We start from the raw sequence: 23,690 nt of genomic DNA on the forward strand, positions 1-23,690 counted from the left end.
AACCCTTGCGGAGCGGCAGGGCACGGCTTAAAATAAACACCATGAAATTACGCACACTAGTTCTACTATTCGGGGGATTTAATCTTGGACGCCTACTACATAGTCAATGACCCCAACGATCCGATAGCAGTAAAAGCCACAGAAATCAGGAAACAAGAATACCTATTCTGGAGAGAGGTCAAGCCAGATCTAGAAGACGATTTCGATATCTCCTGCCACACACTTTCTGCTCGGACGGGCTTAAGCGAGCGGCGCACGCGGGACATAACCATGGCCCTTTATCGACTCGCAGAGCTACCACTCACAAAAGCACTCCAGGAATCCTATTACTTCCTGGATTTCTCTCGTCTTATTACTATCGACGCCGTACTGAGCAAGCTTGGCGACATCCCGACCGAGATACTCGAGCGGATAGACCAAGAGCTCGCGCGCTACCTGACCCCCACAAAGCCCGGCCAGGTACTGCCTTCGAATACGAATTTGCGGCGAAAACTAAATGGCCTCATCGCTGTAGAGGACCCAAACCCCAAAGAGGATACGGGGTCTGACACAGGGAACGACTCCTATTACACCTACCCCAGCTTCGGCGGAAAGGCCGGACTAGCAGTCGAATTCGATGAAGCAACCATGATAGCTATCGATGAACACGTCAGTAAGGCTGCCGAAGAGCATAACCTCACGAAAGCTGAAGCCCTAGCCAAATTGATTCTGGGCGAAATAGAGTCGCGGACGAAAGTGGTTCTTCACATGTACCGAGCCCTCGACCAGGAGGCGGCTCCCGCATTTATCCGGGGATTCGGGTGGGTAAGCCCAGAGACCGCCGACAGTCTGCGCCCCACCCAGACGCGAGACATGGATCGTGCCAAAGTAAAGGAGAGCGAAAGCTACGTCACTCCCCCGCTCATTGGCGCCTACGTAGAAGGCCGCGATGGCGTGTGCCGATTCCCGGGTTGCAATCGCCCCGCAGAAAACTGCCAAAAGGACCACCGAATTGACCATGCCAAGGGAGGGAAAACTGCGGGAAGCAATTTGGCATCACTGTGCCAGCACCATCACAACATCAAGACTGATGGTGGCGCCTTCTACATCATGGATCCACATACTGGGGACATAGTATGGCTCTTTGACGATGGTCGCTGGGAATACGACGAGCCCCAAGGACCGCTAGCGCCCAAGAACAAGAACTGGGCGCTAACGGTGGGCCAAGCTATCGCCGCCCGGCGAGCTGCGACGAAAGAAAGGAATGATAGCTAGACGGAACGGGCTCGTGAAATAATCTCCGGAAGATGAGCCAAGACGTAGCCAACATCCTCTTCCGAAGTAAGCCTGCCGAGAGTAAAACGCAGGGAACCGATTCCTTCCGCCTCACTTACGCCCATTGCCTCGAGGACATGAGACATGCGGTTTACGCCAGCGCTGCAAGCACTGCCGGTAGAGGCCTCGATCTGCAAGGAATCCAGCAGCATGATGAGGCTATCGCCATCAGCACCGGGAAATGAGACGTGCAGGTGGGAAGGCAAGCACGGCTCGGCAGAGTTGACCACCACGTCATCGATGGTGGCGAGAATTCCGTCGCGCAGCTTATTGCGGAGAGCAGCAATTCGCTCACCCTGGGCGGTGATTTCGGAGACGGATTCCTCCAGCGCCGCAGCTAGACCGGAAGCGCTCGCGACGTCTACGGTGCCTGGGCGAATACCTCGCTCTTGGCCGCCACCGTAGGCGATCGGCTGTGGCGCAGGGCTGCGCTTGGCCAAAAGCAGGCCGATGCCGCGGGGGCCGCCGAACTTGTGGGCACTGGCGGCGAGGCTGGTGACCCCTAGCGAGGAAAAGTTGATGGGGACTTTGCCAACGGCTTGGACCGCGTCGACGTGCACGGGCGTGCCTGTCGCATTCGCTCGGGCCGCGATCTCTTCGATGGGCTGAATGGCGCCGGTTTCGTTGTTGGCCCACATGCAGGTAGCGACATCGGCAAGCGTGTCTAGGGCCGACAGATCTGCAATGTGCCCAGAACGGTCGACGGGAAGGATATCGACGGCCGCTCCGGTTTTCTCCAGCTTAGCGACGGTATCGCGCACGGCGGGGTGCTCGATATCGGTAGAAAGAATGCGGTTCGTTTGCCCAGCCGCGTAGAGGCCCTGAATGGCGATATTGTCCGCCTCAGTGCCAGAAGAGGTGAAGATGACTTCGATGGGCTCGCAGCCGAGGAGGGAAGCGACCTTTTCGCGGGCATCATCCAGCACGGACCGAGCCTTGCGGCCGGATCCATACTGCGCGCCGGAATTCAGGGAGCCGGCCGCCGCCACCCATGCGTCAATCGCGCTCTGGCGCATTGGCTGGGTAGCGGCATAATCGAAGTAGTGCGGCATTACTGGCGCGCCTTCAGTTCCTCAGTCAGGGCTGGTGCGATTTCATGCAGGTCGCCCACGACGCCGAGATCAGCGATCTGGAAGAAGGGCTCATCCTGGTCTTGGTTGACCACCACAATGGTGCCGGAAGTCTGCATGCCAGAGGTGTGCTGGATAGCGCCAGAGATACCCAAGCCGATGTAGAGGTCGGGCGAGACGGTAACACCGGTCTGGCCGATCTGATAGGCGGCGTCATAAAAGCCTTCATCGACGGCGTCACGGGTGGCGCCGACTGCGGCCCCGAGGGCATCGGCAAGCGGCTCGACGACGGCGCCGAACTCGTCACCCACACCACGGCCGCCGGCGACGACTGCCTTTGCTTCAGTAATTTCCGGTCGCGCGGACTTCTGTGCCGGAGTAAAGGAAGTTACCTTGACGTCTTTGCCCGTGGCGGCCGGCAACGGCATCGGCGCCGGCTGCGCCTCCACCTGCTGTGGTGCAGCCTCAACCGCGCCTGGGCGGAGGGTGTAAATCGGGCACTGGCCAGCGGCGGTAGAGGTGGTCTCATAGGAACCACCGAAAATGCTCATCTTGGCGGAGCCATCGGCGGCGATGCCATTGACATTGACCAGCGCGCCAGAGGCGAGGCGAGCCGCGAGGCGGCCGGCAATCTCGTTATTGGCCGGAGTTGCGGCCAGCACGATGGGCGCTGGGTTCGCAGCGCCAAGCGCATGCAGGGCATCGACCTCCGGGGTAAGGAAACGCTGGTCATAATCCTCGGCCGTTGCCTGAACTACCTGTGCGGCGCCGAGGGCGGCAAGGTCGGCATCGAACTTATCGGCCTGCTTGCCGACGACCACTGCGGACACCGTACCCAATTCCCGCGCGGCCGTAATCAGCTCGCCGGTAACGGGAAGGAGGTTGTCCGCGTCGTGCTCAACTAGTACGTAAACGTGCGACATATCTACTCCTAAATCAAGTTCTTAGCGGACAGGAAGTCAGCGATCTTCTTCGCTGCGTCCTGCGGGTTGGGCTCGGAGATAACTTCGCCGGCGGTGCGCGGTGGGCGCTTCTCCGCGGCCACCACGGAGGTCGTCGGCGCGATGGCCTCGATGCCCAGGTCAGTCAGGGTGAAGGTGGTGATTTCCGCCTTCTTAGCTGCCATAAGGCCCTTGAAGTTGGGGAATCGCGGCTTGTCGCTCTTATCGTTCACCGTAACGATCGCCGGCAACGGCGCCTCAAGTTCCCAGGTGCCGCGCGCATCCTCGCGGGTGCCCTGCAGGGTGCCGTCAGCTAGCTCTACCTTGTGCAGGCCGGTAAGGGCCGGCAGCTGGCGGTATTCGGCGAGCAGGCCGGCAAGCAGGCCGGTGGAGGCGTCGGAAGCCTCGGTGCCGGCGGTGATCAGCTGGACGTCGTCAAGCTTGTTAAGCGCGGCATTGAGGGTCCACGCGGTCGATAGCGCGTCCGCCCCGGCCAAGGAATCATCGGAGACGAGCACGGCATCGTCGGCGCCCATAGCCAAAGCCTTACGCAGTGCCTCGTCGGCCTGGGCCGGCCCCATCGTCAGTGCTACGACTTTGTAGCCCGCATCGGGGTTATTGTCGCGCAGTCGCAGGGCTTGTTCCACGGAGTACTCATTAACCTCATCAATGACGTTATCCACGGAGGTGCGATCCAGGGTGTGGTCATCGTTCAAAGACTTGGTAGACCACGTATCCGGCACGTGTTTGACCAGAGCCACGATAGTTGGCATTGGGCACTCACCTTTCCGATATATTTATGTTGCGTAATTATCCTCGGACGATGATACTCGGGGTTGACACAGCAAGGCGATTCCCTGTGAGCCAATTCGCGTAATGATGACCGCAAAAGGCCTCGTCCCCTTCAGCTTCATCTTCTTCCGCAGCTGGTCAGGGTCCACTTCTACCCCGCGTACAAGGATTTCTAAGCTTCCTGCGTCATAGGATTTAAGTACGGATTTTAATCTCTTTAGGGGTACTTTTTCTATGAATGGAAATCCCGAAGTCCCCTCCGGAATCCTCTCTCCTGTCAGGTATGCGATGCGCGGATCGATTTGATGCAGCCTTTCTCTGGCCGCGTAGTGCTGGACCAATCCCGCTCGTACGATGGCCCCATCCGGGTCGATGAGGTAACTACCAATGTCTCCAGCATCGGGCAGGTTGTCTGCGTGGTCGTCGAGGACATCTAGCTTGCCTCCGCGAATCACCACTGCCCTTCGGCCGCTACCAAGGCCTGGGGTATAAAGGCAGGCTTCTTTTACCCCGCCATCGACACTCGCGACGGTAACAAGGCCGTCCCACTCGCTAAAATCAAGGCCAGGCGCGCACTTGATGGCCAGTTCCTTGTCGCGGTGCTTATCGACGACCTCCGGGAGCGGTGGCACCAAATCCTCCGGCCGCGTGATTCGCCTGCCACCGGCGCGGCGGGCCGGGTCTGCAAGGAGAACATCGGCGGTGGTAGTAGTCGTCAGCGCATCCGCGCGGAAAATCTTGGCGGAAGAGAGGTTATGCCTCGCCATTCTTACCCGTGATTCATCCAGGTCTGAGCCGATGTAGTCGAGCGGAGAATTATAGCCTTCGGTGCCGATGGAACAGGTGACGTCGTGGACGCTGCGCACCCCCTGCTCGGCGAGGAATTTCGTCCGATACGCCGCTACTTCGATGGGGGTTGCTTGCTGGGCAGAGTCTGCGTCCATAAGCCAATCGTGCGGGAGCTTTCCGGAATTGCGGGCGGTTACCAGCTCCATGACCGCGCGGCCATACTCACCGAACTTAGCTTTGAGGATTTCGGTGTCTTTGAGCCGAGAAGCCTTGGTTAAGGTGAGGTCGAGGTGTGCTATTTCCTCTCGATGTTCGGCAAGGAAGTCGACTTCTGCGGGGGTATAACTCATATTCGGTCTAAAGGGGTGGTGGAAAAGAATTCGCGGTAACGGGGATCTTCGCGCGGATCCCCAATGACGGGGCGCAGGTCCGAAAAGGACGCATCCTCTAGGACCTCTTGGACGGAGGAATACTTGCTCAGCCTTTGCATCTGTGCCCACGTGGGGATGGCAAGGCGCACCAGCCCGGCGCGCCAGCCGTCCAGGATGAGCTGCGGGGAGAACCATCCGGCATCGTCTGCTTCATCGGTATCCCCATCGGGTTCTTGGCCGGAGGGCAACACCCCAACGAAGAAGAAGGTGTCGAACCAATGGCTTTTTCCCTTTCCTACCCAGCGCGCCCAGGGAAGGAGCATATCGGCGTCGACACGCATGCCGTTATTGCTGAGGAATTCGGTAAAGGAAATGGTGTGGTTTTCTAGGAGTTTTCGCTCTTTGTGATAGCGCCGCGCATTGGAGACGATGCCGTCCTCGCGGATGGCGAGAAGGGTGCCGGCCTCCTCGAAGAGCTCGCGGGCAGCGGCGAAAACAAGGGCGTGGGCTTTGTACTTGGTCACGCCCATCCGGCGCGCCAAGGAGATGACAGACTTTCCGGCCCATAGCTCGCCCGAGTCCCAGGAACGTGGTGGAAAGTCGCGCGGATCTACGCCGCCGCCGGGAAAGACTGAATGCCCCGGGTAGTTGTGCATGGTGTGGACGCGCTCTTGTACCCACACTTCAAGACCGTCATCGCCGTCCCGCAGGAGCAGGACGGTTGCCGCCAGGCGCCCACCGTGAAAGCCGGTGGTATCGCTGGCGTCAATGGCATCGAGACGGTCATGAAAAGGATTGGTCATAGAGAAGCTCGGCGGGCGAAGTATCGCTGTCCAATGCGGTCCACCTGAATGGGCTGGTGGAAGGCGCGAGTCAGGTTTTCGGAGGTAAGGACGGAATTAATCAGTCCTTTTGCCACAACTTTACCCTCATCCAACAGCATGGCGTGGGTGAAGCCATAGGGGATCTCCTCCACGTGGTGGGTGATCATGACAATCGCTGGGGCATCGGGGTCCATGGCTAGATTGCCAAGGTATCCCACCAGATCCTCACGGCCTCCCAGATCCATTCCGGCGGACGGCTCATCGAGGATGAGCAACTCCGGGTTAGACATGAGTGCGCGAGCGAGGACGACGCGCTTCTTTTCTCCCTCAGACAGGGTTCCCCAGGTGCGCTCTTTGAGGTGGGTGGCGCCAACTTGGGCCAAGATGTCATCCGCGCGGGAGAAATCCATGTCCTGGTATTCTTCCCGCCAGCGGCCCAACACAGCGTAACCTGCGGAGACAACTAGATCGTCCACTCGCTCAGTGTCCGGGATGCGCGATTGCACCGCCGCGGAGGAGATACCAATAAGCGCGCGAAGATCGCGCATGTCGGTTTTGCCGATTTGCTCCCCCATCAAAAAGGCGGTGCCTTTCGAGGGGAACTCTTCGGCCGCAGCCATGCGCACCAGCGAGGTCTTGCCCGCGCCATTGGGGCCAATGATGACCCAGCGCTCATCGAGCTCTACCTGCCAGTCCACGGGTCCGACGAGGGTCTTGCCGCCGCGGCGCAGCTCGACGCCGCGAAAATCTACGAGCCAATCTTGATCAGTGGGAGTTACGTCGTTCACGCCTTCCATTGTGACTGATTTGTTCTTTGCCCGGTGAAATTGACACAGCTGCATTAGTCTTATGGGCATGACTACTCGCCTTGGTATTGACGATGTCCGCCCGCTTATCTCCGCCGGTTCTGTAGCTTCCAAAGCAGTTGTAGGCGAGGTAATTCCTGTCACCGCCCTCGTCTGGCGCGAGGGCCACGACGCGGTCTCGGCAACCTTGTCTGCGTGGGCGGCACGGACCACGGCTACCTCCTCGGTCACCATGCAGGTTGATCCCGATGACCAGGACCGCGTGCACGGCGTATTTACCCCGGGCACCCAAGGCACCTGGTACTTCCGCGTCGATGCCTGGTCCGATCCCATCGCCACGTGGAAGAACGCGGTAACCAAGAAGATGGCGGCTGGGCAATCTGCCGCGGAGCTGGCCAATGACCTGCAGCATGGCGCGGAGTTGTTTTCTCGCGCGGCTCTGCAAACCCCGTCGGATGTGGTGGAACCGCTCTTTGCGGCAGCTCGGGACTTGGAGGATGAGTCCTTGGACGTCGATAAGCGCGTGCAGGTAGCGCTCTCGGAGGAGGTAACAGGCATCCTGCACTCGCATCCCCTGCGCGACCTACTGGTGGAGGGCGCAATCCACGAGGTATATGTGGAGCGTCCCGCCGCACTCTATAGCTCGTGGTACGAGCTCTTTCCTCGCTCCACCGGAGGCTGGGATGAAGAGGGAAATCCAGTCCACGGCACTTTTGACACCACTGCCAAGGCACTGGAGCGGGTGGCCGATATGGGCTTCGACACGGTGTACTTTCCGCCCATCCATCCCATCGGCGAGGTACACCGCAAGGGAAAGAATAATTCGGTCGTGGCCGAGCCCGGCGATGTGGGAAGCCCCTGGGCCATTCAGGACCACTCCACCACCCATCCGGATTTGGGCACGATGGAGGATTTCCAGAAACTAGTCTCCCGCGCCCAGGAACTCGGCTTGGAGGTAGCGCTCGATTTTGCGCTACAGGCATCGCCCGACCATCCGTGGGCGAAGAGCCACCCAGAATTTTTCACCGTCCTTCCAGATGGCACCATCGCCTACGCCGAGAACCCGCCGAAGAAGTATCAGGATATCTATCCGCTCAACTTCGATAACGCCCCTGATGCCATCTACCACGAAATCTATGAGACCTTGATGATTTGGGTGGAAGCCGGTGTAAGTACGTTCCGCGTGGATAACCCACACACCAAGCCGGCAAACTTTTGGGATTGGCTAATTACCCGCGTACATGCCACCCATCCGGACGTCATCTTCTTGGCCGAGGCCTTTACCCGCGCCCCTCGCCTCTTCGGTCTAGCGAAGGCAGGTTTTTCCCAGTCCTACACCTATTTCACCTGGCAAACCTCCAAGCACGAGCTCACCCAATTTGGCCAGATGCACGTCGACCAAGCAGATATCTGCCGCCCCAACCTCTTTGTTAATACCCCGGATATCCTGCACGAGTCCCTGCAGACCGGCGGGCGTGCCATGTTCGCCATTCGCGCTGTCCTAGCCGCGACCATGTCACCGCTGTGGGGCGTGTACTCCGGCTTCGAACTCTACGAGCACACCCCGGTAGCCCCAGGCTCCGAGGAATATCTCGACTCTGAGAAGTACGAACTGCGCCCGCGCGATTTTGCGGCGGCGGTTGCATCGGGAGATTCCCTTGAGTCCTATATCCGGCTGCTCAACCAGATCCGCCGCGATAATCCCGCTTTGCAGCAACTGCGCACCCTGCGGTTCCATGACACCGACAATGAAGCCATCATTGCCTATTCGAAGGCGGATCCAGCCTCCGGCAACGTAGTCCTCATTGTGGTCAACCTGGATCCGCGCAATGCGCAGGAAGCCACCGTCACGGTAGATATGCAGGCTATCGGCCGCCACCCCGGCGAGTCCTATACCGTCCAAGACACGATTACCGGCTCTGCTTACCACTGGTCCGAGCGCAACTTTGTGCGCTTAGAGCCGCTTCGCGACGTCGCCCATGTCTTCGTCCTTCCCCCTGCCGACCACGCCCTCCAGGAACAGCTCACCTGGCGCGTAGTTAGCGACTATCGCCCGTAAACATTCGCCCACCGGACCGCACTCGAACTAGGTACTCTGATTGTATGACTATCCCGGCCGCTGATCTCGCTCGCCTCAATGACTGCCGCCACCATGACCCGCACGGTTTCTACGGCTGGCACGACGGTACCGTCCGCACCCGCCAACCAGGCGCTACCGAGGTGCAGCTGCACACTCCCACGCAATCCGTGTCCATGGATTCGGTGGGCGATGACATCTGGGAGGCGGAAATTGGCGATAACTGCGATTACCGCCTAGAAATCTCCTATCCGGAGGCACCTACGCGCACCGTGGCAGACGGCTATCACTTCCTTCCCACGGTGGGCTCGCTGGATCTGCACCTGATTGGCGAAGGCCGCCACGAGCGCCTCTGGGATGTCCTCGGCGCCAACCTGCGTTCTTATGACACCGAAATGGGTACCGTATCCGGCGTCTCCTTTGCCGTGTGGGCGCCCAATGCCCAGGGAGTTGCCGTCGTGGGCGATTTCTGTGGCTGGAACCCCACTCAGTATCCGATGCGTTCTTTAGGATCTACCGGCGTATGGGAGGTCTTCGTTCCTGGTATCGGTGCTGGCGAGCACTATAAGTTCGCCATCTTTAGCCACGAGGGCCGCAAGGACAAGGCCGATCCCCTAGCCAAGCGCACCGCCTGCCCGCCGGAGACGGACTCCATCGTGGATTCCACCAGCTTCGCCTGGTCCGACTCCGCCTGGATAAACAAGCGCACCGGAAACCTCGATGTCCCGATGAGCATCTATGAGGTCCACGTCGGCTCGTGGAAGGTCGGGGCGAATTATAACCGCCTTCGCGAGGAGCTCATCCCTTATCTCAAGGAGCACGGTTTCACCCACGTCGAGCTCTTGCCCGTGGCCGAGCACCCCTTCGGCGGATCCTGGGGATACCAAGTCTCTGGCTACTACTCGCCGTCTGCGCGTTGGGGCTCGCCGGATGAATTCCGAGAGCTGGTCAATGCCCTGCACGAGAATGGCATCGGCGTCATCGTGGACTGGGTGCCAGCCCACTTCCCCAAGGATGATTGGGCCTTGGGTCGCTTTGATGGCCAAGCTCTCTACGAGCACCCCGATCCCCGCCGCGGCGAGCAGGCCGATTGGGGCACCTATGTCTTTGACTTCGGCCGCAATGAGGTCCGCAATTTCCTCGTGGCCAACGCCCTATACTGGGCCGAAGAATTCCACATCGACGGCCTGCGAGTAGACGCCGTGGCTTCCATGCTCTACCTAGACTATTCCCGCGATGAGTGGCTGCCCAACCAACATGGCGGCCGCGAGAACCTAGAGGCCGTGCAATTCCTGCAGGAAACCAACGCCACCCTCAACCGCACGCATCCAGGCGTACTCACCATTGCTGAAGAATCCACCTCCTGGCCGGGCGTTACCGCCCCCACCTCTGAAAACGGTCTAGGCTTTTCCCTGAAATGGAATATGGGCTGGATGAATGACACCTTGGAGTACTTCAAGCACGAACCCATCCACCGCTCTTATCACCATGGCGAGCTCACCTTCTCCATGGTCTATGCCTATTCTGAGCGCTACGTGTTGCCGTTTAGCCACGACGAAGTAGTCCATGGCAAAGGCTCGCTGTGGCAGCGCATGCCTGGCGACGACTGGAATAAAGCCGCCGGACTCCGCACCCTCTATGGCTACATGTTCTCCCACCCCGGCAAGAACCTGCTCTTCATGGGCCAGGAATTTGGCCAAACCACCGAGTGGTCCGAGGAGCATTCCGTGGACTGGAGCAACCTCGACGGTTGGGGTAGCGAATGGCACCAGGGCATTAAGCGCCTCGTGCGCGATATCAACCTCATCTACCGCGACACCCCAGCTTTGTGGAGCCAGGATTTCAGCCAAGACGGCTTCCAATGGGTCAAGGCCGATGACTCGACGAATAACGTGCTGGGTTACGTCCGCTACGGTACGGACGGCTCCGCGCTACTCGCCGTGTGCAACCTTTCTGGCTCTTCCATCCCCAACTATGACCTCTGGGTTCCACAGGACGGCGAATGGCAGATGGTACTCAACACCGATGACGCCGTCTACGAAGGCGCTGGGAACCCACTTCCCCAGCACATTCACGTGGCGGAGAACTCCGCCACGCTTCACCTACCGGCTAACTCGGTGCAGTGGTACGTACTGGAGAAATAAAACGCCTATCGCTGCGCGCGTAGGAACTCCACCACGCGCGCTTCGATGTCATCGCGAAGCGCATCCATGCGCTCTTCGCCCTCCAAACCACGCAGTGAAGGATCCTCGATGTCCCACCGCTGCGCTGGCCCCTCATATTTCGCATCACCTACTACAATGACGTGGTCGACAGCGGCAGCCAGGTGAGGATCCACTAGAGCAGGGGTACCAGTCATTTCTGCGCCCACCTTCGCGAGGGAAGCTTTAGCTTCTTGATTGATGCCCTGCTGGGTGTGCTCCGGGGTAGTTTGCACCCCAGCCGAGTAAATATCCCAGTCAGGCGCATGCTTGGCGGCTAGTGCCGCAGCCATCTGCGACTTGCCGCGATTTGTATTACACAGGAAAAGCACTGAAGTCATGCTTCCCATCCTACCCAAGCTAGTACAGGGCACTCGCCAGCTTGGTGCGAGCTTCCATCACGCGCGGGTCATTGCCCTCAAAGAGCCCGAAGAGCTCCAGCAAGCGCTCGCGAACGCGTGCTTTCTCATCGCCTGCCGTTGTCTTCATCGTCTCGATGAGGCGATCAAAGGCCTTTTCTGGGGCGCCGGCTACCACTTCGGCGTCGGCAGCCCGCATTTGCTTATCGACGTCCCCCTTATCCCCTTCCGCGGCCGCAATCGGATCCTCGGTTTGGTTGGCGGGGTCGAGGCGCTTGAGCAAGACCGTGGTGTCACGCGCCTGCTTGATCTGCACATTATCGGGCTCGGATTCCAAGATGGAGTTGTAGACGTTGAGCGCCCCATCAAAGTCGCCGGTGTTCAAGAAGCTTTCTGCTTCCTGAAGGCGCGGATCCTCTTCTTCCTCCTGTGGCTGTTCCGATGCCTCATTGCCTTGCAGGCCCTTCAGCTGCGGGCCGACATTCTGCACCAGGGTATCTACCCATTGCTTTAGGGCTTCTTTGGGTTGCGCGCCCTCAAAATTCGTCAGCGGCTGTCCAGCACCCAAGGCCACCACGGTCGGCAGATTCTTAACACCAAAGGCCTGCGCAACCTGCGGAGTAGCATCCGCATCCACATAAGCAACCAAGAAGCTCAAGTTTCCTTGCGCGGCCAAATCCGCAAGGTCAGTCTTCAACTGCTCCGACTGGGTGGAGCGAGCAGTACCGATGAGGACCACGACCGGAACTTCCGTAGACCGGCGAACCACATCTTGGTCGAAGTTGGACTCGGTCACCGTGAAGAAGGGCTGGACGCCGCCGGCACTTGGCTGCGGCGATTCTTGCGCCTTCTGCCGGGCCTCGGCTCGCGCCTTGACTTGGCTGAGGTCGAGCGCTCCTCCTACATAAGCATTATTTGGTGAAGTCATCTAGTCCTCCTTTGCAAGGCGGCGGTTAACCGCATCTACCTTGTCCGTTAGCTGATTAGTTACGCCTTCGCGGATATCGGCCTTAACTACCAAAGAGGTGCGCGGGGAAACCGCACGCACTGCATCGGTGGCCTTCTTAATCGTGTCAAAGACCTCATCCCATTCGCCTTCGAGCAAAGTGAACATGGCATTGGTCTCGTTAGGCAGGCCCGACTCGCGGACTACGCGCACGGCCTCGGACACAGCATCGGCCATTTCTTGGGAGTCATTATTGACCACCGCAGGGGCTACAGAAAATGCAACAATCATGCCCGCTAGTCTACCTACGCTCCCAGCAGTGGCGGTGCCAGTGCCGGCGATCGTCGCCCTGGCGGCCCACGTCCCGCGGCCAGGCGACGATGTGTGCCACCCCGGGCGGAATGTTTTGGTTACAGCCAGGGCACACGTAGTACTTCTGAGCGCGAGCAGAGCCGATATGCCGCATGACATAGGGCTCGCCATGAGTCCAACTTGGTCCCTCGACCGTTTGCGAGCCCAGGAAGGTTGAGCCGTCCTTAGGCAGGGAACGGATCTCTACGGGTTTGCGCCTATTTCGTCGCGGCATTAGAACAGTCGCAATTCATTCGACTCGAGCCCGCGCAGCTCCTGGTAATCCAGTACGACGCACCGAATGCCGCGGTCCTCAGCCAAGGTACGTGCCTGCGGCTTGATTTCCTGGGCTGCGAATACACCGGACACAGGGGCGAGAAGATCATCGCGGTTAAGCAGCTCCAGGTACCGTGTCAGCTGCTCTACGCCATCAATGCCTCCGCGGCGCTTTACCTCGATGGCAACGTTGTTATTGTTTTCATCCTTCGCCATGATGTCCACGGGGCCGATGGCGGTGGGATATTCGCGGCGCACCAGAGTGTAGCGCTCGCCCAAGGTATCGATCTGGTCTGCCAAGAGCTCTTGTAGGTGAGCCTCGACGCCATCCTTGACTAGGCCTGGATCCTCGCCCATGTCGTAGGAAATCTCTTCATGAATCTCAGCAATGGTGATGCGCAACTGCTCGCCCTTGGGGTTTTCCACCAGCCACAAGATCTCGCCTGTGTCTTCACCGTCGAGGTCCTCAATCGCGGACTCCTTCAGGGTGCACGGAGGCGTCATCCAGTTGAGCGGCTTATAAGCGCGATCGTCGGCATGCACGGACACGGAACCGTCCGCTTTGACGATGAGCAGGCGGTCTGCCATCGGCAGGTGGGCATCCAAGCGGCCCACATAATCTACTGAGCATCGGGCGATTACTAAACGCATGTTCTCTACCCTAGCGGGTGGAGCTATCGCTTGGATTGACGGGTAGCGCGCTCGCGCAATTCCCGGAAGTCAAAGCGCTGCTGGCGCTTGGATGGAGCGGCCTCTACCCACGCCCCGAAGGCCATGATGCCGTGTGCGTCAGACGCCAGCTCATATTCTTTTCCCTTGGCCCGAAAGCGAACGACCTCGGTGGCAGCGGACATAAAAGAAGCCTCGTCATCATCAAGCGGGCGGGTGCTCACTACTTCGATGTCGAGGCGGTTGATGCGCAGATCGCAGCGCGGAGAAACAGAACGAAGCTTGAAATACTCCACAAATTCGCCTTCATAACGCAACGAACCATGCCGCCAGGAAAGGGAATTCTTGGCCGGAACTCGGCGCAGGAGGACGGAAGTACCGCGCGATCGCACGGTAAAAAAGCGAAGCGCAGCCAGAAAAATAACTAGCAGCAGGGCCACTCCAAGGGCCCACAGAAGCACTGCAACCACCGTTGAATTCATGGGCCTTTCACGCCATCCTCGCTCTGTGGAGAAACTGATTCTTTGGATTGTAGCGCCTTGAAGGGCCTACACGCCAATAAGAAAAGGCAAAGAAAAAACGAAGAAGGCGCATCGGCTATAAACCGATGCGCCTTAAGAGAGCAGGAAGGGCGGCTATTGCTGCCCTCTCCTACCAATCCAAGGTATTAAGCCTTGGCGCGGCGAACTGCACGCTGTGCGGCCTCGCCACGGGACTTGGTGAGCTCGTGCTCAGAAGCGAAATCCTTCTGAGCCTTCTCCTCATCCACCTCATTGGACCAGATGGCCCAATCAGCGAGGACGGTGATCTTGTCCTGGGTAACGGAGAGGAAGCCACCCTGCACGGCGGCGACGCGGCGCTCGCCGTCCACTGGGTGGATGGTCACCACGCCATTATCGATCAGCTGACCGATCATTGGCTCGTGACCGGGAAGCACGCCGATCTCACCCTCGGTGGTCTCAGCCGTGACCATGGAGGCCTGTCCAGACCACAGCAGGCGCTCGACGGAAACCAATTCGGCGGTGATGTCAGCCATGTGCCTCTCCCTACTTCTCGTTCAACTTCTCGTATGCAGCCTTGACGTCGTCCAAGCCACCCAAGCCGTTGAAGGCCTGCTCTGGGTAGTGGTCAAACTCGCCATCGCAGATACGCTCGAAGGCATCGATGGTCTCAGACAGCGGCACGTAGGAGCCCGGCAGGCCGGTGAACTTCTGTGCGACGAAGAAGTTCTGGCCCAAGAAGCGCTCGATACGGCGGGCACGCTGAACGGTGACCTTATCCTCCTCGGACAGCTCGTCCATACCAAGGATGGCGATGATGTCCTGGAGCTCCTTGTTCTTCTGCAGAATACCGATGACGCGCTGTGCAACCTCGTAGTGCTTCTCGCCAACGATACCCGGCTCGAGGATACGAGAGGTAGAGGTCAGCGGGTTCACTGCAGGGTAAATACCCTTGGAAGCAATAGCACGGTCCAGCTCGGTGGTGGCGTCCAAGTGAGCGAACGTCGTTGCCGGAGCCGGGTCGGTGTAGTCATCGGCAGGAACGTAAACGGCCTGCAGGGACGTAATGGAACGGCCCTTGGTCGAGGTAATGCGCTCCTGCAGAACACCCATCTCATCAGCCAGGGTTGGCTGGTAGCCCACGGCAGAAGGCATACGACCCAGCAGGGTCGAAACCTCAGAGCCGGCCTGGGTGAAACGGAAAATGTTGTCGATGAACAACAGCACGTCCTGGTTCTGCACATCGCGGAAGTACTCCGCCATGGTCAGGCCGGACAGAGCCACGCGCATACGGACTCCTGGCGGCTCATCCATCTGGCCGAAGACAAGTGCGGTATCTTGCAGCACGCCCATCTCTTCCATCTCCAGGAAGAGGTCGGTGCCTTCACGGGTACGCTCGCCGACGCCGGCGAAGACGGAGGTACCGGAGAACTCACGGGCGATACGGGTAATCATCTCCTGAATCAGAACGGTCTTACCCACACCTGCGCCGCCGAAGAGGCCAATCTTGCCGCCCTTAACGTACGGGGTCAGCAGGTCAATGACCTTAATGCCGGTCTCCAGAATCTCGGTCTTACCCTCGAGCTGGTCGAACGCTGGCGGCTCGCGGTGGATGCCCCACTGCTCACCATCGCGGCCGAGGCCCGGCTCGTCGAGGCAGTCACCGAGGGCGTTGAAGACGTGGCCCTTGACGACGTCGCCGACCGGCACGGAAATTGGCTTTCCGGAGTCGATGACCTCGGCACCGCGGACGAGGCCGTCGGTCGGTGCCATGGAGACGGTACGGACAAGGTTGTCACCGAGGTGCTGAGCGACCTCGAGGGTGACGGTCTTTGCAACAGCTTCGAGCTTAATGTCGACGTGCAGTGCGTTGTACAGGGCCGGCAGTGCCTCACGTGGGAATTCCACGTCCACAACCGGACCGATGACGCGCACGACACGACCGGCGACTGCCGAAGACTGTGCATTCTGCTCTTGCAGAGCTGTAGTCATAATCTAGTCACTTTCTGCGCTGTCAGATAGCGCGCCAGCGCCACCGACGATCTCTGAAATTTCCTGGGTAATCTGTGCCTGACGGGCCTGGTTAGCCACGCGAGAGAGGTCCTCGACCATCTCGGTTGCGTTGTCAGTAGCAGACTTCATAGCTGTACGGCGTGCAGCGGACTCGGAAGCAGAGGCTTCCAAGAACATAGCAAACAGGATACGCGAGACGTACTGCGGAAGCAGCGCTTCCATCAGCGTCTCTGCGTCTGGCTCGAACTCGAATCCTGCGGCAACGTCGTCCGCAGATGCGGAGTCAGTCAGAGCGGAGTCTCCGAGGTGATACTCCTCATCCTGAATAACCGGCTGAACTGGCAACAGCTGCTGAGCACGCGCGGTCTGGGTCAGCATGGACTCAAACTCGGTGTAGACAACGTGTACCTGGTCAAAGCCACGTACACCGGCGCCCTCACCCTGCGCATGCAGGCCGTCGCGGCCCTTGGTAGTGCCATGGGAACCAGCAATGAAGCCATCAATCAAGTGACGGCGCACATCGTGGGTAGTCTCCCAGGTTGGATCCTGAGAGAAACCGCCCCAGCTGCCAACTACCTCGTCCTCGCGGAACTTGTAGTGGCCGATGCCCTTATTACCGGTAACGTAGCGAACTACCTCGTAGCCCTTGCTTTCCAGGAGAGCTTGCAGCTGTGCTGCCTTCTTGAAGACGTTGTTGTTATAGCCACCGCACATACCGCGGTCAGAAGTGACCACGAGGATGGCGGCGACGTTTCCGTCTTCACGCTCACGCAGCATGTCATGCTCCAACGTAGAGGCGGCAGCCAGCTTGTTCATCATGCTGGTCATCTCAGCCGCGTACGGCTGTGAGGCCTCTACCCTAGCCTGCGCCTTGGTAATGCGCGAGGTAGCAATGAGCTCCTGGGCCTTGGTGATCTTCTTAGTCGAATTGACGGACCGGATGCGGTCACGTAGTTCGCGAAGATTAGCCATCGTTTCTCCTCCCTTCTTTAATCTAGACGGTTAGTTGTGAGTTCTGAACTCTACTTAGCCGTCTTGCGGGAGACGTTGAGCTCGGTGTTCTTTACGTCGCTTTCATCCAAAGGCTCTACCGGCGCCTCGGAGCCCAAGTTGTGGCCCTCGGAGGTGCGGAAGGTCGGCTGGAAGTCCTTAGCTGCCGCAACCAATGCGTCCTTGGACTCATCGGTCAGCGGCTTGCCGCCGGAAATCTGCTCAAAGACCTCTGGGGTATTGGCATTGAGGTACTCGTGCACCTCGTCCTCGAAGCGGCGGACGTCTTCAACGGGAACGACGTCGAAGATGCCAGCCTCGGCGAGGTAGATGGACACCATCTGGTACTCCACCGGCTGCGGGGAGGACTCGGACTGCTTCAACAGCTCGACCAGACGGGAACCGCGCTCCAGCTGAGCCTTGGAGGCAGCATCCAGGTCAGATGCGAATGCCGCGAAGGCCTGCAGGTCACGGTAGGAAGCCAGGTCCAGACGCAGGTTACCGGCGACCTTCTTCATGCCCTTGGTCTGTGCTGCGCCACCGACACGGGAGACGGAAACACCGACGTTAATAGCCGGACGAACGCCCTGGTTGAACAGGTCGGACTCCAGGAAGACCTGGCCGTCAGTAATGGAAATGACGTTGGTCGGAATGAAGGCGCCGACGTCGTTTGCCTTGGTCTCGATGATCGGCAGGGCGGTCATGGAGCCAGCACCCATGTCGTCGGAAAGCTTTGCAGCACGCTCCAGCAGGCGGGAGTGCAGGTAGAACACATCGCCCGGGTATGCCTCGCGTCCCGGCGGACGGCGCAGCAGCAAGGAAATGGCACGGTAGGCCTCAGCCTGCTTGGTCAGGTCATCGTAGATAACCAGGACGTGGTTGCCCTGGTACATCCAGTGCTGACCCAGTGCTGCACCGGAGAACGGTGCCAGCCACTTGAAGCCGGCGGAATCGGAAGCCGGTGCGGCCACGATGGTGGTGTAATCCAGTGCGCCGTGCTCCTCAAGGGTGCGGCGTACGCCGGCGATGGTCGAGCCCTTCTGGCCGATAGCGACGTAGATGCAGCGTACCTGCTTATCCTTGTCGCCGGACTCCCAGTTAGCCTTCTGGTTCAAAATGGTATCGATGCAGACCGCGGTCTTACCGGTCTTACGGTCGCCGATGACCAGCTGGCGCTGGCCGCGGCCGATCGGGGTCATTGCGTCGATAGCCTTGATGCCGGTCTGCATTGGCTCTTCAACCGGCTGGCGCTGCAGCACGGACGGTGCCTGCAGCTCGAGGACACGCTCCTCTTCAGCGTTGATTGGGCCCATGCCGTCGATCGGCTGACCCAATGGGTTAATTACGCGGCCGAGGAATTCCTCGCCCACTGGGATGGAGAGAACCTCGCCGGTCCTCTTAACCTCGTCGCCCTCCTTGAGGGACTCGAAGTTGCCCAGGACCACGACACCGATGGAGTTGGTGTCAAGGTTCTGTGCGACGCCAATAACGCCGCCTGGGAACTCGAGCAGCTCATTCGCCATAACGGACGGCAGGCCAGAAACCTGCGCAATACCGTCAGCTGCCGAAATGACCACGCCGACCTCCTCACGGGAGGCCTCCGCGGAGTAGCTCGAGGTGTAGTTCGCAATCGCACTACGGATCTCGTCGGAGGAGATCGTCAGCTCCGCCATGTTCTTCCTGCTCTCGGTAGTATCTTCCAGCACTTACTTAAATCGTTTCTGTCGTTTCGGCTATGCCATCTGGGCACGCAGGCGGGCAATTTTGCCTGCCGTAGAACCGTCAATGACTTCATCGCCGACGCGGATGCGCATGCCACCGAGGAGGCTGGTGTCAACCTCAGAGTGAATGGACATCGCACGACCATAAATTTTGCCCAGCTTCTCAGCGAGTACTGCTTGCTGGCCTTCGTTTAGTTCACCCGCAGCGGTAACGCGCGCAATAGTGCGACCCTGCAGATCAGCTGCAGAATCAGCCAGTGCGGCTACGTCATCGATCGGGTTCTGCTCTGGGCGGGAGATGGCCTGAAGCACCAGTGCCTCAGTAAACATCGTGACCTTGCCGTAGAGCACGTTTGCCAGCAATCCGCGCTTGCGGGCGGAATCAGCAGTTCGGTCGGAAAGCAGCTGGGTGAGCTCGCCCTCACGGTCAAGGATCTGGGACAGGCGGAAGAGCTCGTCTTCTACCTGGCCCAGCTGCCCCTGCGCCTCAGCACCGCGCAGCAGTGCGCGGCGGCCCAGGGACACCAAGCCCTTGACAAAGTCCTTCGGGGTGGACCACTGTGCAGCCGCAGCTTCCTGGATGATGCGCAATGCGCCACCGGAAATCTTGGAGCCAAACAGGGTCTCGGCCAGGGACTTGCGTGCCTCGCTCGGGGCGGCGATATCGGTGAATGCGACGCGCAATTCGCGGTCTGCATCCAAGACATCGACAACCTCAAAGATATCCAGGCCCGCCTGCGCGGCGGTGGCGACATTGTTGTCGCCTCCCAGGATCTCATCCAAGCGGGTTTGCGAGGTTGCGAGTGCTTCGCGGCTAGCTGCCTTCATAGTTGCCTACTTTCCGGCCGGTGCCACAGAGTCGAGCTCGGACAAGAAGCCATCAATGGTGGAGGACTTCTTAGAGGCGTCGGAAAGCTCGCCGCCCAGAATCTTCTCCGCCAGGTTGATGGAGTTCTGGCCCATTTCGGAACGCAGCTCAGTAACAACCTGCGAGCGGGAAGCCTCCAGCTGCTTCTCGCCATTGGCGACGATGCGGCGGGACTCTTCTTCCGCGTTGGTCTTAGCCTCGGCCTCAATCTGCTTGCCGCGCTCGCGCGCCTGCTCGCGGATCTCGGCTGCCTCTGCACGGGCATCGGCCAGCTGAGCATTGTACTTTTCCAGAGCGGCCTTAGCCTCGGCCTGCTGAGCCTTGGCGCGCTTCAAGCCACCCTCGATCCGGTCTTCACGCTCCTGCAGCATCTTGGTGTACTTCGGAAGCACAAGCTTCCAGAACAACAAGAGAATTACAATGAAGCACAGCAAAGACCAGAAAATGTCATAATTCTTGGGCAGAAGCACGGAGAAGCTACCCGATCCCGGGTTCTCCCCTCCTTCTGCAGCAAGCATATAAACGACGTTATTCATAGGTCTCCCGTCTTAAAAGTTTCGGTTTGGAAAACTCGAGCTTTTAGAACAGGAAGCCGGCAACGAGGCCAATAAGTGCCAGGGCCTCAGTGAAGGCGATACCCAGGAACATGGTGGTACGAAGCTGACCGGCCATCTCCGGCTGGCGAGCCATAGCCTCAACGGTCTTGCCGGCGACGATGCCGATACCGATACCAGGACCAATAGCTGCTAGGCCGTAGCCAATAGTACCGAAGCCTTCAAACTTAGAAGCGGCGTCCGCTGCCAGAATGATCTCGTTCATGGTGAAAGTCGTTCCCTTTCGTAAATGTGTCAGCCCACAATCGGACTGAATGTCAATGTTGTGAAGTTAGGTGGTTTACTCGGTCGCGCTCGTCGACCTCGTCCTTAGTGCGAATCTGCGTGCAGGGACAGCTCAATGTACACCGCCGTCAACAGAGCGAAGATGTACGCCTGCAGGAAAATAACCAGAATCTCGAACAGGCTCATAGCCAAGCCCAAGACAACGGTTAATCCAGACAGGGCGGTCCACCCATTCAGCTGCCAGAAGAAGAAATTCGTAGCAGAGAAGAGAAGAACCAGGATGATGTGTCCAGCAAGGAAGTTCGCCATGAGACGAATAGCAAGGGTAACCGGTCGCAGAATGAACGTAGAGAAAAATTCAATCGGTACCACCAGCAAGTGCAGTAGCGGAGGCAAGTTCGGAATCACTACAGAGGAGCGAATGAACTTTCCCAAGCCGTAACGCTTAGCACCGGCGTAAATCATGGCGATATACGCAACGGCAGCCAAGACAATTGGCATACCAATACGACCGTTTGGCGAGACGTTTAGCCCCGGGATAACGGTCGCAACGTTCATAAACAAAACCGCGAAGAAGATGCTAGCGATAATTGGCAGAAATCGCTTTCCCTCCTTCTTACCCAAGATGTCCTCAGCGATATGTACACGGACAAAGTCGACCGCGTTTTCGCCCACATTCTGAAGGCCGGAAGGAACCAGCTTGGGGTTCTTAAAGGCGGCCCAGAATAGGATCACCACAATCAGCGTCATCAATATACGAATCAGCATCAGGCGATCAAGCGCGAACCATCCGCCGGCAAAGTCGCCGAAAAACAGATGGTCAGCATTCATTTGCCCCGGGAAGAATTCTTCACCTAGATCGGGCGTATGGAAGTGCCCTTTCATAGCCAATGTTGTAACGCTCAGCGTTCTCTCCCGTGTTCGGGCCACACAGCTTGTGAAAGCTTCTGTGGTGCGATGGACGTCTCAAACTCTCCGCCTTGAACACGGACTCCGTCGCACATCAGCGTGATCAAGGCAGGGATTTACCAGGACGGAAAGCAGGCTGGTGCCAACTACCGCGGTAACCCGAGGGAAATAGTATCAGCTAGATCAAGAGTTTTTGCACGTGGGGGCCCCAGTTTGCGAGTTGATCTTTCCCACAGCAGCGATCAAAGGATCAAAACCGCTATTTTCCGGCCAAATTCAAGAACGTGGAGTTCATCACACTGTTCTCTTTCACCTCCTCCTCGGGGGTGCCCATTTCCACTTCTGGCCGGTAGTGCACATAAAAAAAGAGCTGTCCTCCGCCACGACATGCAAAGAACAGCACATCCCAAATTGAGGTCGCTAGAGTAACCGTATGGGACTTAGGATACGTAGGTAACCCTAGAGGTAACGACTCCCCAAACCTCGGTGCCTAATGTCACAACGAGAGCTAAAACCACCGTTATAAACAACGCCCAAGTGTCGTAGAAATCCAGATCGCGGATCAAGGCAAGCACACCAATAAGGACAATTAGCTTGATTAGCCACCCTCCTAGAACTAAGGCAATCGTTGTGGGCGGGGTAGATTTCGCGGTAAGGAGGACAGACCCAGCTGTAAAAAGCACGAAACCACCGCCAAAGGCAGCACCAATAGCAACTCCCCATACCCCCGGCATACCCTTCATACCGCCCCACACAGCGAGGGAAACGATTGTAATGGCAAGGAGAGCCTTTGCACCTAGGCTTACAGCTCGCTGTATTGGAAGTCGCGGGTCATCAAAGTCAGGATTCACTATTTGGTCACTCACGGCTACACACCCTACCTCACGAGGGCTCGGATTCCTTCACCACGACGGACTTTCGCGCAGCTGGACCAATCTTTCCTTGCCGCAAAGGTACGAGGGTTGCCGCGAACGCCAAGAGCAAGGCAACGATGGTGACGCCAATGGCCACCGGCGCGGGCACGATGGAAAAGGACACCGCGCCGAAGGCCACGGCGGAGACCCACAGGTAAAGAACCAGCACAGTCCGGCGGTGAGTATGGCCGAGCGAGAGTAGGCGGTGATGGATGTGCGCCTTATCTGCAGAAAACGGCGAGCGTCCTTGAGACAGGCGGCGAATCACAGCCCAGACAAGGTCCAGGACTGGAATAAACACCGCTGCGACCACCACAATGATGGGCGACATCAAGGCGACAATGTCCACCGTGCCGTAAAGCGACATGTTGATCTTGCCAGACGCGGAAGTCGAGGCCGCAGCGAGCAAGAGTCCAATCAGCATCGAGCCAGAATCGCCCATGAAGATGCGAGACGGTTCGAAGTTATGCGGCAAGAATCCGGCGCACATTCCCACCAGGGCAGCGCTAATGATGGCCGGTGGGTAGGCCGAGACTGCACCGCCTTGGTCGTGGAGAACCGTCAAAGAAAACACCAGAATTGCCCCGCCCGCAATCATGCCAAGGCCTGCCGCTAGGCCATCGAGGCCGTCCACAAAGTTGATGGCATTGATGAGCAGAACGGTAAAGAACGCGGTGAGCAGGGTGCTTTGCAATTGGTCGAGGACGACCGTGGTGCCGCCTCCAAAAGGGATGAAAAGCAGCGTCCAGGTAAGGCCCAGCCCGCTCATCAAGGTGGCCGCAAAGAGCTGGCCAAAAAGCTTCACTATGGCACTCAGCTCGACCAAGTCATCAACCACTCCGACAAGCACGAGCGCCAAGGCCGCCCACAGCACCGCATTCATCTCCGGAGTGACGGGCATAAAGCCCCGAGTCAAGGCTGGAAGCTGGGCTGCGAGGAATATCGCCGCCACGAAGCCGGTAAACATGGCCACCCCACCCATGCGCGGGGTGGGCTGTGTGTGGGCGTCGCGCAGCCGAATCTCCGCCACGCGGCCGGTGCGCACCAAAAAGGAGCGCACCACACCGGTGGTGAGATACGTAAATGCTGCTGCGACGAGAATGACGAGGGCCAGCTCGCGCAGCGGGACACCACTGCCGCTCACGCGAAT

The 23,690-nt window shown here is 58.7% G+C and carries 25 protein-coding genes; 3 read left to right on the forward strand and 22 right to left on the reverse strand.

All coding sequences use genetic code 11. The features are described 5' to 3' along the window. The first annotated feature begins 84 nt into the window (after positions 1 to 84). On the forward strand, positions 85 to 1,254 hold the full coding sequence (locus MHK09_RS00645) for an HNH endonuclease signature motif containing protein (protein ID WP_250412339.1): 1,170 nt from the start codon (positions 85 to 87) through the stop codon (positions 1,252 to 1,254). Here MHK09_RS00645 and MHK09_RS00650 read toward each other — a convergent pair. The 6 genes from MHK09_RS00650 to MHK09_RS00675 are packed head-to-tail and all read right to left on the reverse strand — an operon-like array spanning position 1,251 to position 6,898. After that, the gene (locus MHK09_RS00650; protein ID WP_250412340.1) at positions 1,251 to 2,366 is read right to left on the reverse strand and encodes a cysteine desulfurase family protein; all 1,116 of its coding nucleotides are present in this window, start codon (positions 2,364 to 2,366) and stop codon (positions 1,251 to 1,253) included. The genes MHK09_RS00645 and MHK09_RS00650 overlap by 4 nt on opposite strands. Beyond that, positions 2,366 to 3,307: an electron transfer flavoprotein subunit alpha/FixB family protein gene (locus MHK09_RS00655; protein WP_005323364.1), complete on the reverse strand. Its 942-nt coding sequence runs from the start codon at positions 3,305 to 3,307 to the stop codon at positions 2,366 to 2,368. The genes MHK09_RS00650 and MHK09_RS00655 overlap by 1 nt, the downstream gene beginning before the upstream one ends. A gap of 8 nt (positions 3,308 to 3,315) precedes the next feature. Continuing rightward, positions 3,316 to 4,098, reverse strand: a complete 783-nt coding sequence (locus MHK09_RS00660; protein ID WP_250412341.1) for an electron transfer flavoprotein subunit beta/FixA family protein — start codon at positions 4,096 to 4,098, stop codon at positions 3,316 to 3,318. A gap of 24 nt (positions 4,099 to 4,122) precedes the next feature. Then, positions 4,123 to 5,256 (reverse strand): THUMP-like domain-containing protein, encoded by a 1,134-nt coding sequence (locus tag MHK09_RS00665; protein WP_250412343.1) that lies wholly within the window; start codon positions 5,254 to 5,256, stop codon positions 4,123 to 4,125. Continuing rightward, entirely contained in the window at positions 5,253 to 6,080 is an 828-nt protein-coding gene (locus tag MHK09_RS00670) for an NUDIX hydrolase (protein ID WP_250412344.1), read from the reverse strand. The genes MHK09_RS00665 and MHK09_RS00670 overlap by 4 nt, the downstream gene beginning before the upstream one ends. After that, positions 6,077 to 6,898 (reverse strand): ABC transporter ATP-binding protein, encoded by an 822-nt coding sequence (locus MHK09_RS00675; protein WP_005327654.1) that lies wholly within the window; start codon positions 6,896 to 6,898, stop codon positions 6,077 to 6,079. The genes MHK09_RS00670 and MHK09_RS00675 overlap by 4 nt, the downstream gene beginning before the upstream one ends. A 58-nt stretch (positions 6,899 to 6,956) precedes the next feature. Here MHK09_RS00675 and MHK09_RS00680 point away from each other — a divergent pair, with 58 nt between their 5' ends. Both MHK09_RS00680 and glgB read left to right on the forward strand, forming a co-directional pair. Beyond that, on the forward strand, positions 6,957 to 8,966 hold the full coding sequence (locus MHK09_RS00680; protein ID WP_250412346.1) for a maltotransferase domain-containing protein: 2,010 nt from the start codon (positions 6,957 to 6,959) through the stop codon (positions 8,964 to 8,966). Positions 8,967 to 9,010: 44 nt separating this feature from the next. Continuing rightward, on the forward strand, positions 9,011 to 11,128 hold the full coding sequence (gene glgB, locus MHK09_RS00685) for a 1,4-alpha-glucan branching protein GlgB (RefSeq protein ID WP_250412347.1): 2,118 nt from the start codon (positions 9,011 to 9,013) through the stop codon (positions 11,126 to 11,128). 5 nt (positions 11,129 to 11,133) lie between these two features. On the opposite strand, the gene MHK09_RS00690 is transcribed toward glgB, so the two are convergent. From MHK09_RS00690 to MHK09_RS00765, 16 genes are all read right to left on the reverse strand, one after another. Beyond that, positions 11,134 to 11,526: an arsenate reductase/protein-tyrosine-phosphatase family protein gene (locus tag MHK09_RS00690; protein ID WP_179386387.1), complete on the reverse strand. Its 393-nt coding sequence runs from the start codon at positions 11,524 to 11,526 to the stop codon at positions 11,134 to 11,136. A 19-nt stretch (positions 11,527 to 11,545) separates the two neighbouring features. Next, a complete protein-coding gene (locus MHK09_RS00695) occupies positions 11,546 to 12,472 on the reverse strand; it encodes a tetratricopeptide repeat protein (protein ID WP_236882592.1) in 927 nt (308 codons plus the stop codon). Continuing rightward, positions 12,473 to 12,781 carry a thiamine-binding protein gene (locus MHK09_RS00700; RefSeq protein WP_005323373.1) on the reverse strand — a complete coding sequence of 103 codons (309 nt, stop codon included), beginning with the start codon at positions 12,779 to 12,781 and terminating at the stop codon, positions 12,473 to 12,475. A 10-nt stretch (positions 12,782 to 12,791) separates the two neighbouring features. Then, positions 12,792 to 13,076: an Rv1322 family protein gene (locus MHK09_RS00705; protein ID WP_234447200.1), complete on the reverse strand. Its 285-nt coding sequence runs from the start codon at positions 13,074 to 13,076 to the stop codon at positions 12,792 to 12,794. After that, entirely contained in the window at positions 13,076 to 13,768 is a 693-nt protein-coding gene (nucS, locus tag MHK09_RS00710) for an endonuclease NucS (protein ID WP_250409367.1), read from the reverse strand. The genes MHK09_RS00705 and nucS overlap by 1 nt, the downstream gene beginning before the upstream one ends. Before the next feature lie 23 nt (positions 13,769 to 13,791). Beyond that, a complete protein-coding gene (locus MHK09_RS00715) occupies positions 13,792 to 14,268 on the reverse strand; it encodes a DUF2550 domain-containing protein (RefSeq protein WP_179386384.1) in 477 nt (158 codons plus the stop codon). Positions 14,269 to 14,453: 185 nt separating this feature from the next. Next, entirely contained in the window at positions 14,454 to 14,822 is a 369-nt protein-coding gene (locus tag MHK09_RS00720; protein ID WP_005323377.1) for a F0F1 ATP synthase subunit epsilon, read from the reverse strand. A 10-nt stretch (positions 14,823 to 14,832) separates the two neighbouring features. Next, positions 14,833 to 16,278: a F0F1 ATP synthase subunit beta gene (atpD, locus tag MHK09_RS00725; RefSeq protein WP_005323378.1), complete on the reverse strand. Its 1,446-nt coding sequence runs from the start codon at positions 16,276 to 16,278 to the stop codon at positions 14,833 to 14,835. A 3-nt stretch (positions 16,279 to 16,281) separates the two neighbouring features. After that, positions 16,282 to 17,271 carry a F0F1 ATP synthase subunit gamma gene (locus MHK09_RS00730; protein ID WP_250409366.1) on the reverse strand — a complete coding sequence of 330 codons (990 nt, stop codon included), beginning with the start codon at positions 17,269 to 17,271 and terminating at the stop codon, positions 16,282 to 16,284. Between the two features lie 50 nt (positions 17,272 to 17,321). Further along, positions 17,322 to 18,962, reverse strand: coding sequence for a F0F1 ATP synthase subunit alpha (gene atpA / locus MHK09_RS00735; RefSeq protein WP_023021750.1), 1,641 nt, complete (start codon positions 18,960 to 18,962; stop codon positions 17,322 to 17,324). A gap of 60 nt (positions 18,963 to 19,022) precedes the next feature. Next, a complete protein-coding gene (locus MHK09_RS00740; protein ID WP_005323381.1) occupies positions 19,023 to 19,838 on the reverse strand; it encodes a F0F1 ATP synthase subunit delta in 816 nt (271 codons plus the stop codon). Between the two features lie 6 nt (positions 19,839 to 19,844). Continuing rightward, positions 19,845 to 20,414: a F0F1 ATP synthase subunit B gene (locus tag MHK09_RS00745; RefSeq protein WP_005323382.1), complete on the reverse strand. Its 570-nt coding sequence runs from the start codon at positions 20,412 to 20,414 to the stop codon at positions 19,845 to 19,847. Positions 20,415 to 20,457: 43 nt separating this feature from the next. Continuing rightward, entirely contained in the window at positions 20,458 to 20,697 is a 240-nt protein-coding gene (locus MHK09_RS00750) for an ATP synthase F0 subunit C (protein WP_005323383.1), read from the reverse strand. Between the two features lie 104 nt (positions 20,698 to 20,801). Next, positions 20,802 to 21,602, reverse strand: coding sequence for a F0F1 ATP synthase subunit A (gene atpB, locus MHK09_RS00755; protein ID WP_005323384.1), 801 nt, complete (start codon positions 21,600 to 21,602; stop codon positions 20,802 to 20,804). 464 nt (positions 21,603 to 22,066) lie between these two features. After that, entirely contained in the window at positions 22,067 to 22,492 is a 426-nt protein-coding gene (locus MHK09_RS00760; RefSeq protein WP_034668137.1) for a Cg1360 family ATP-synthase-associated protein, read from the reverse strand. 16 nt (positions 22,493 to 22,508) lie between these two features. Then, positions 22,509 to 23,684, reverse strand: coding sequence for an MraY family glycosyltransferase (locus MHK09_RS00765; protein ID WP_250412348.1), 1,176 nt, complete (start codon positions 23,682 to 23,684; stop codon positions 22,509 to 22,511). Between the last annotated feature and the right edge of the window lie 6 nt (positions 23,685 to 23,690).

Origin of the sequence: Corynebacterium tuberculostearicum (genome assembly GCF_022347235.1) — a bacterium.
Lineage (GTDB): Bacteria > Actinomycetota > Actinomycetes > Mycobacteriales > Mycobacteriaceae > Corynebacterium > Corynebacterium tuberculostearicum_F.

Excerpts from the sequence above, each read along its gene's own strand:
- MHK09_RS00650 (WP_250412340.1), bottom strand. The coding sequence starts at position 2,366 with ATGCCGCACTACTTCGATTATGCCGCTACCCAGCCAATGCGCCAGAGC.
- MHK09_RS00655 (WP_005323364.1), bottom strand. The coding sequence starts at position 3,307 with ATGTCGCACGTTTACGTACTAGTTGAGCACGACGCGGACAACCTCCTT.
- MHK09_RS00660 (WP_250412341.1), bottom strand. The coding sequence starts at position 4,098 with ATGCCAACTATCGTGGCTCTGGTCAAACACGTGCCGGATACGTGGTCT.
- MHK09_RS00665 (WP_250412343.1), bottom strand. The coding sequence starts at position 5,256 with ATGAGTTATACCCCCGCAGAAGTCGACTTCCTTGCCGAACATCGAGAG.
- MHK09_RS00670 (WP_250412344.1), bottom strand. The coding sequence starts at position 6,080 with ATGACCAATCCTTTTCATGACCGTCTCGATGCCATTGACGCCAGCGAT.
- MHK09_RS00675 (WP_005327654.1), bottom strand. The coding sequence starts at position 6,898 with ATGGAAGGCGTGAACGACGTAACTCCCACTGATCAAGATTGGCTCGTA.
- MHK09_RS00680 (WP_250412346.1), top strand. The coding sequence starts at position 6,957 with ATGACTACTCGCCTTGGTATTGACGATGTCCGCCCGCTTATCTCCGCC.
- glgB (WP_250412347.1), top strand. The coding sequence starts at position 9,011 with ATGACTATCCCGGCCGCTGATCTCGCTCGCCTCAATGACTGCCGCCAC.
- MHK09_RS00690 (WP_179386387.1), bottom strand. The coding sequence starts at position 11,526 with ATGACTTCAGTGCTTTTCCTGTGTAATACAAATCGCGGCAAGTCGCAG.
- MHK09_RS00695 (WP_236882592.1), bottom strand. The coding sequence starts at position 12,472 with ATGACTTCACCAAATAATGCTTATGTAGGAGGAGCGCTCGACCTCAGC.
- MHK09_RS00700 (WP_005323373.1), bottom strand. The coding sequence starts at position 12,781 with ATGATTGTTGCATTTTCTGTAGCCCCTGCGGTGGTCAATAATGACTCC.
- MHK09_RS00705 (WP_234447200.1), bottom strand. The coding sequence starts at position 13,076 with ATGCCGCGACGAAATAGGCGCAAACCCGTAGAGATCCGTTCCCTGCCT.
- nucS (WP_250409367.1), bottom strand. The coding sequence starts at position 13,768 with ATGCGTTTAGTAATCGCCCGATGCTCAGTAGATTATGTGGGCCGCTTG.
- MHK09_RS00715 (WP_179386384.1), bottom strand. The coding sequence starts at position 14,268 with ATGAATTCAACGGTGGTTGCAGTGCTTCTGTGGGCCCTTGGAGTGGCC.
- MHK09_RS00720 (WP_005323377.1), bottom strand. The coding sequence starts at position 14,822 with ATGGCTGACATCACCGCCGAATTGGTTTCCGTCGAGCGCCTGCTGTGG.
- atpD (WP_005323378.1), bottom strand. The coding sequence starts at position 16,278 with ATGACTACAGCTCTGCAAGAGCAGAATGCACAGTCTTCGGCAGTCGCC.
- MHK09_RS00730 (WP_250409366.1), bottom strand. The coding sequence starts at position 17,271 with ATGGCTAATCTTCGCGAACTACGTGACCGCATCCGGTCCGTCAATTCG.
- atpA (WP_023021750.1), bottom strand. The coding sequence starts at position 18,962 with ATGGCGGAGCTGACGATCTCCTCCGACGAGATCCGTAGTGCGATTGCG.
- MHK09_RS00740 (WP_005323381.1), bottom strand. The coding sequence starts at position 19,838 with ATGAAGGCAGCTAGCCGCGAAGCACTCGCAACCTCGCAAACCCGCTTG.
- MHK09_RS00745 (WP_005323382.1), bottom strand. The coding sequence starts at position 20,414 with ATGAATAACGTCGTTTATATGCTTGCTGCAGAAGGAGGGGAGAACCCG.
- MHK09_RS00750 (WP_005323383.1), bottom strand. The coding sequence starts at position 20,697 with ATGAACGAGATCATTCTGGCAGCGGACGCCGCTTCTAAGTTTGAAGGC.
- atpB (WP_005323384.1), bottom strand. The coding sequence starts at position 21,602 with ATGAAAGGGCACTTCCATACGCCCGATCTAGGTGAAGAATTCTTCCCG.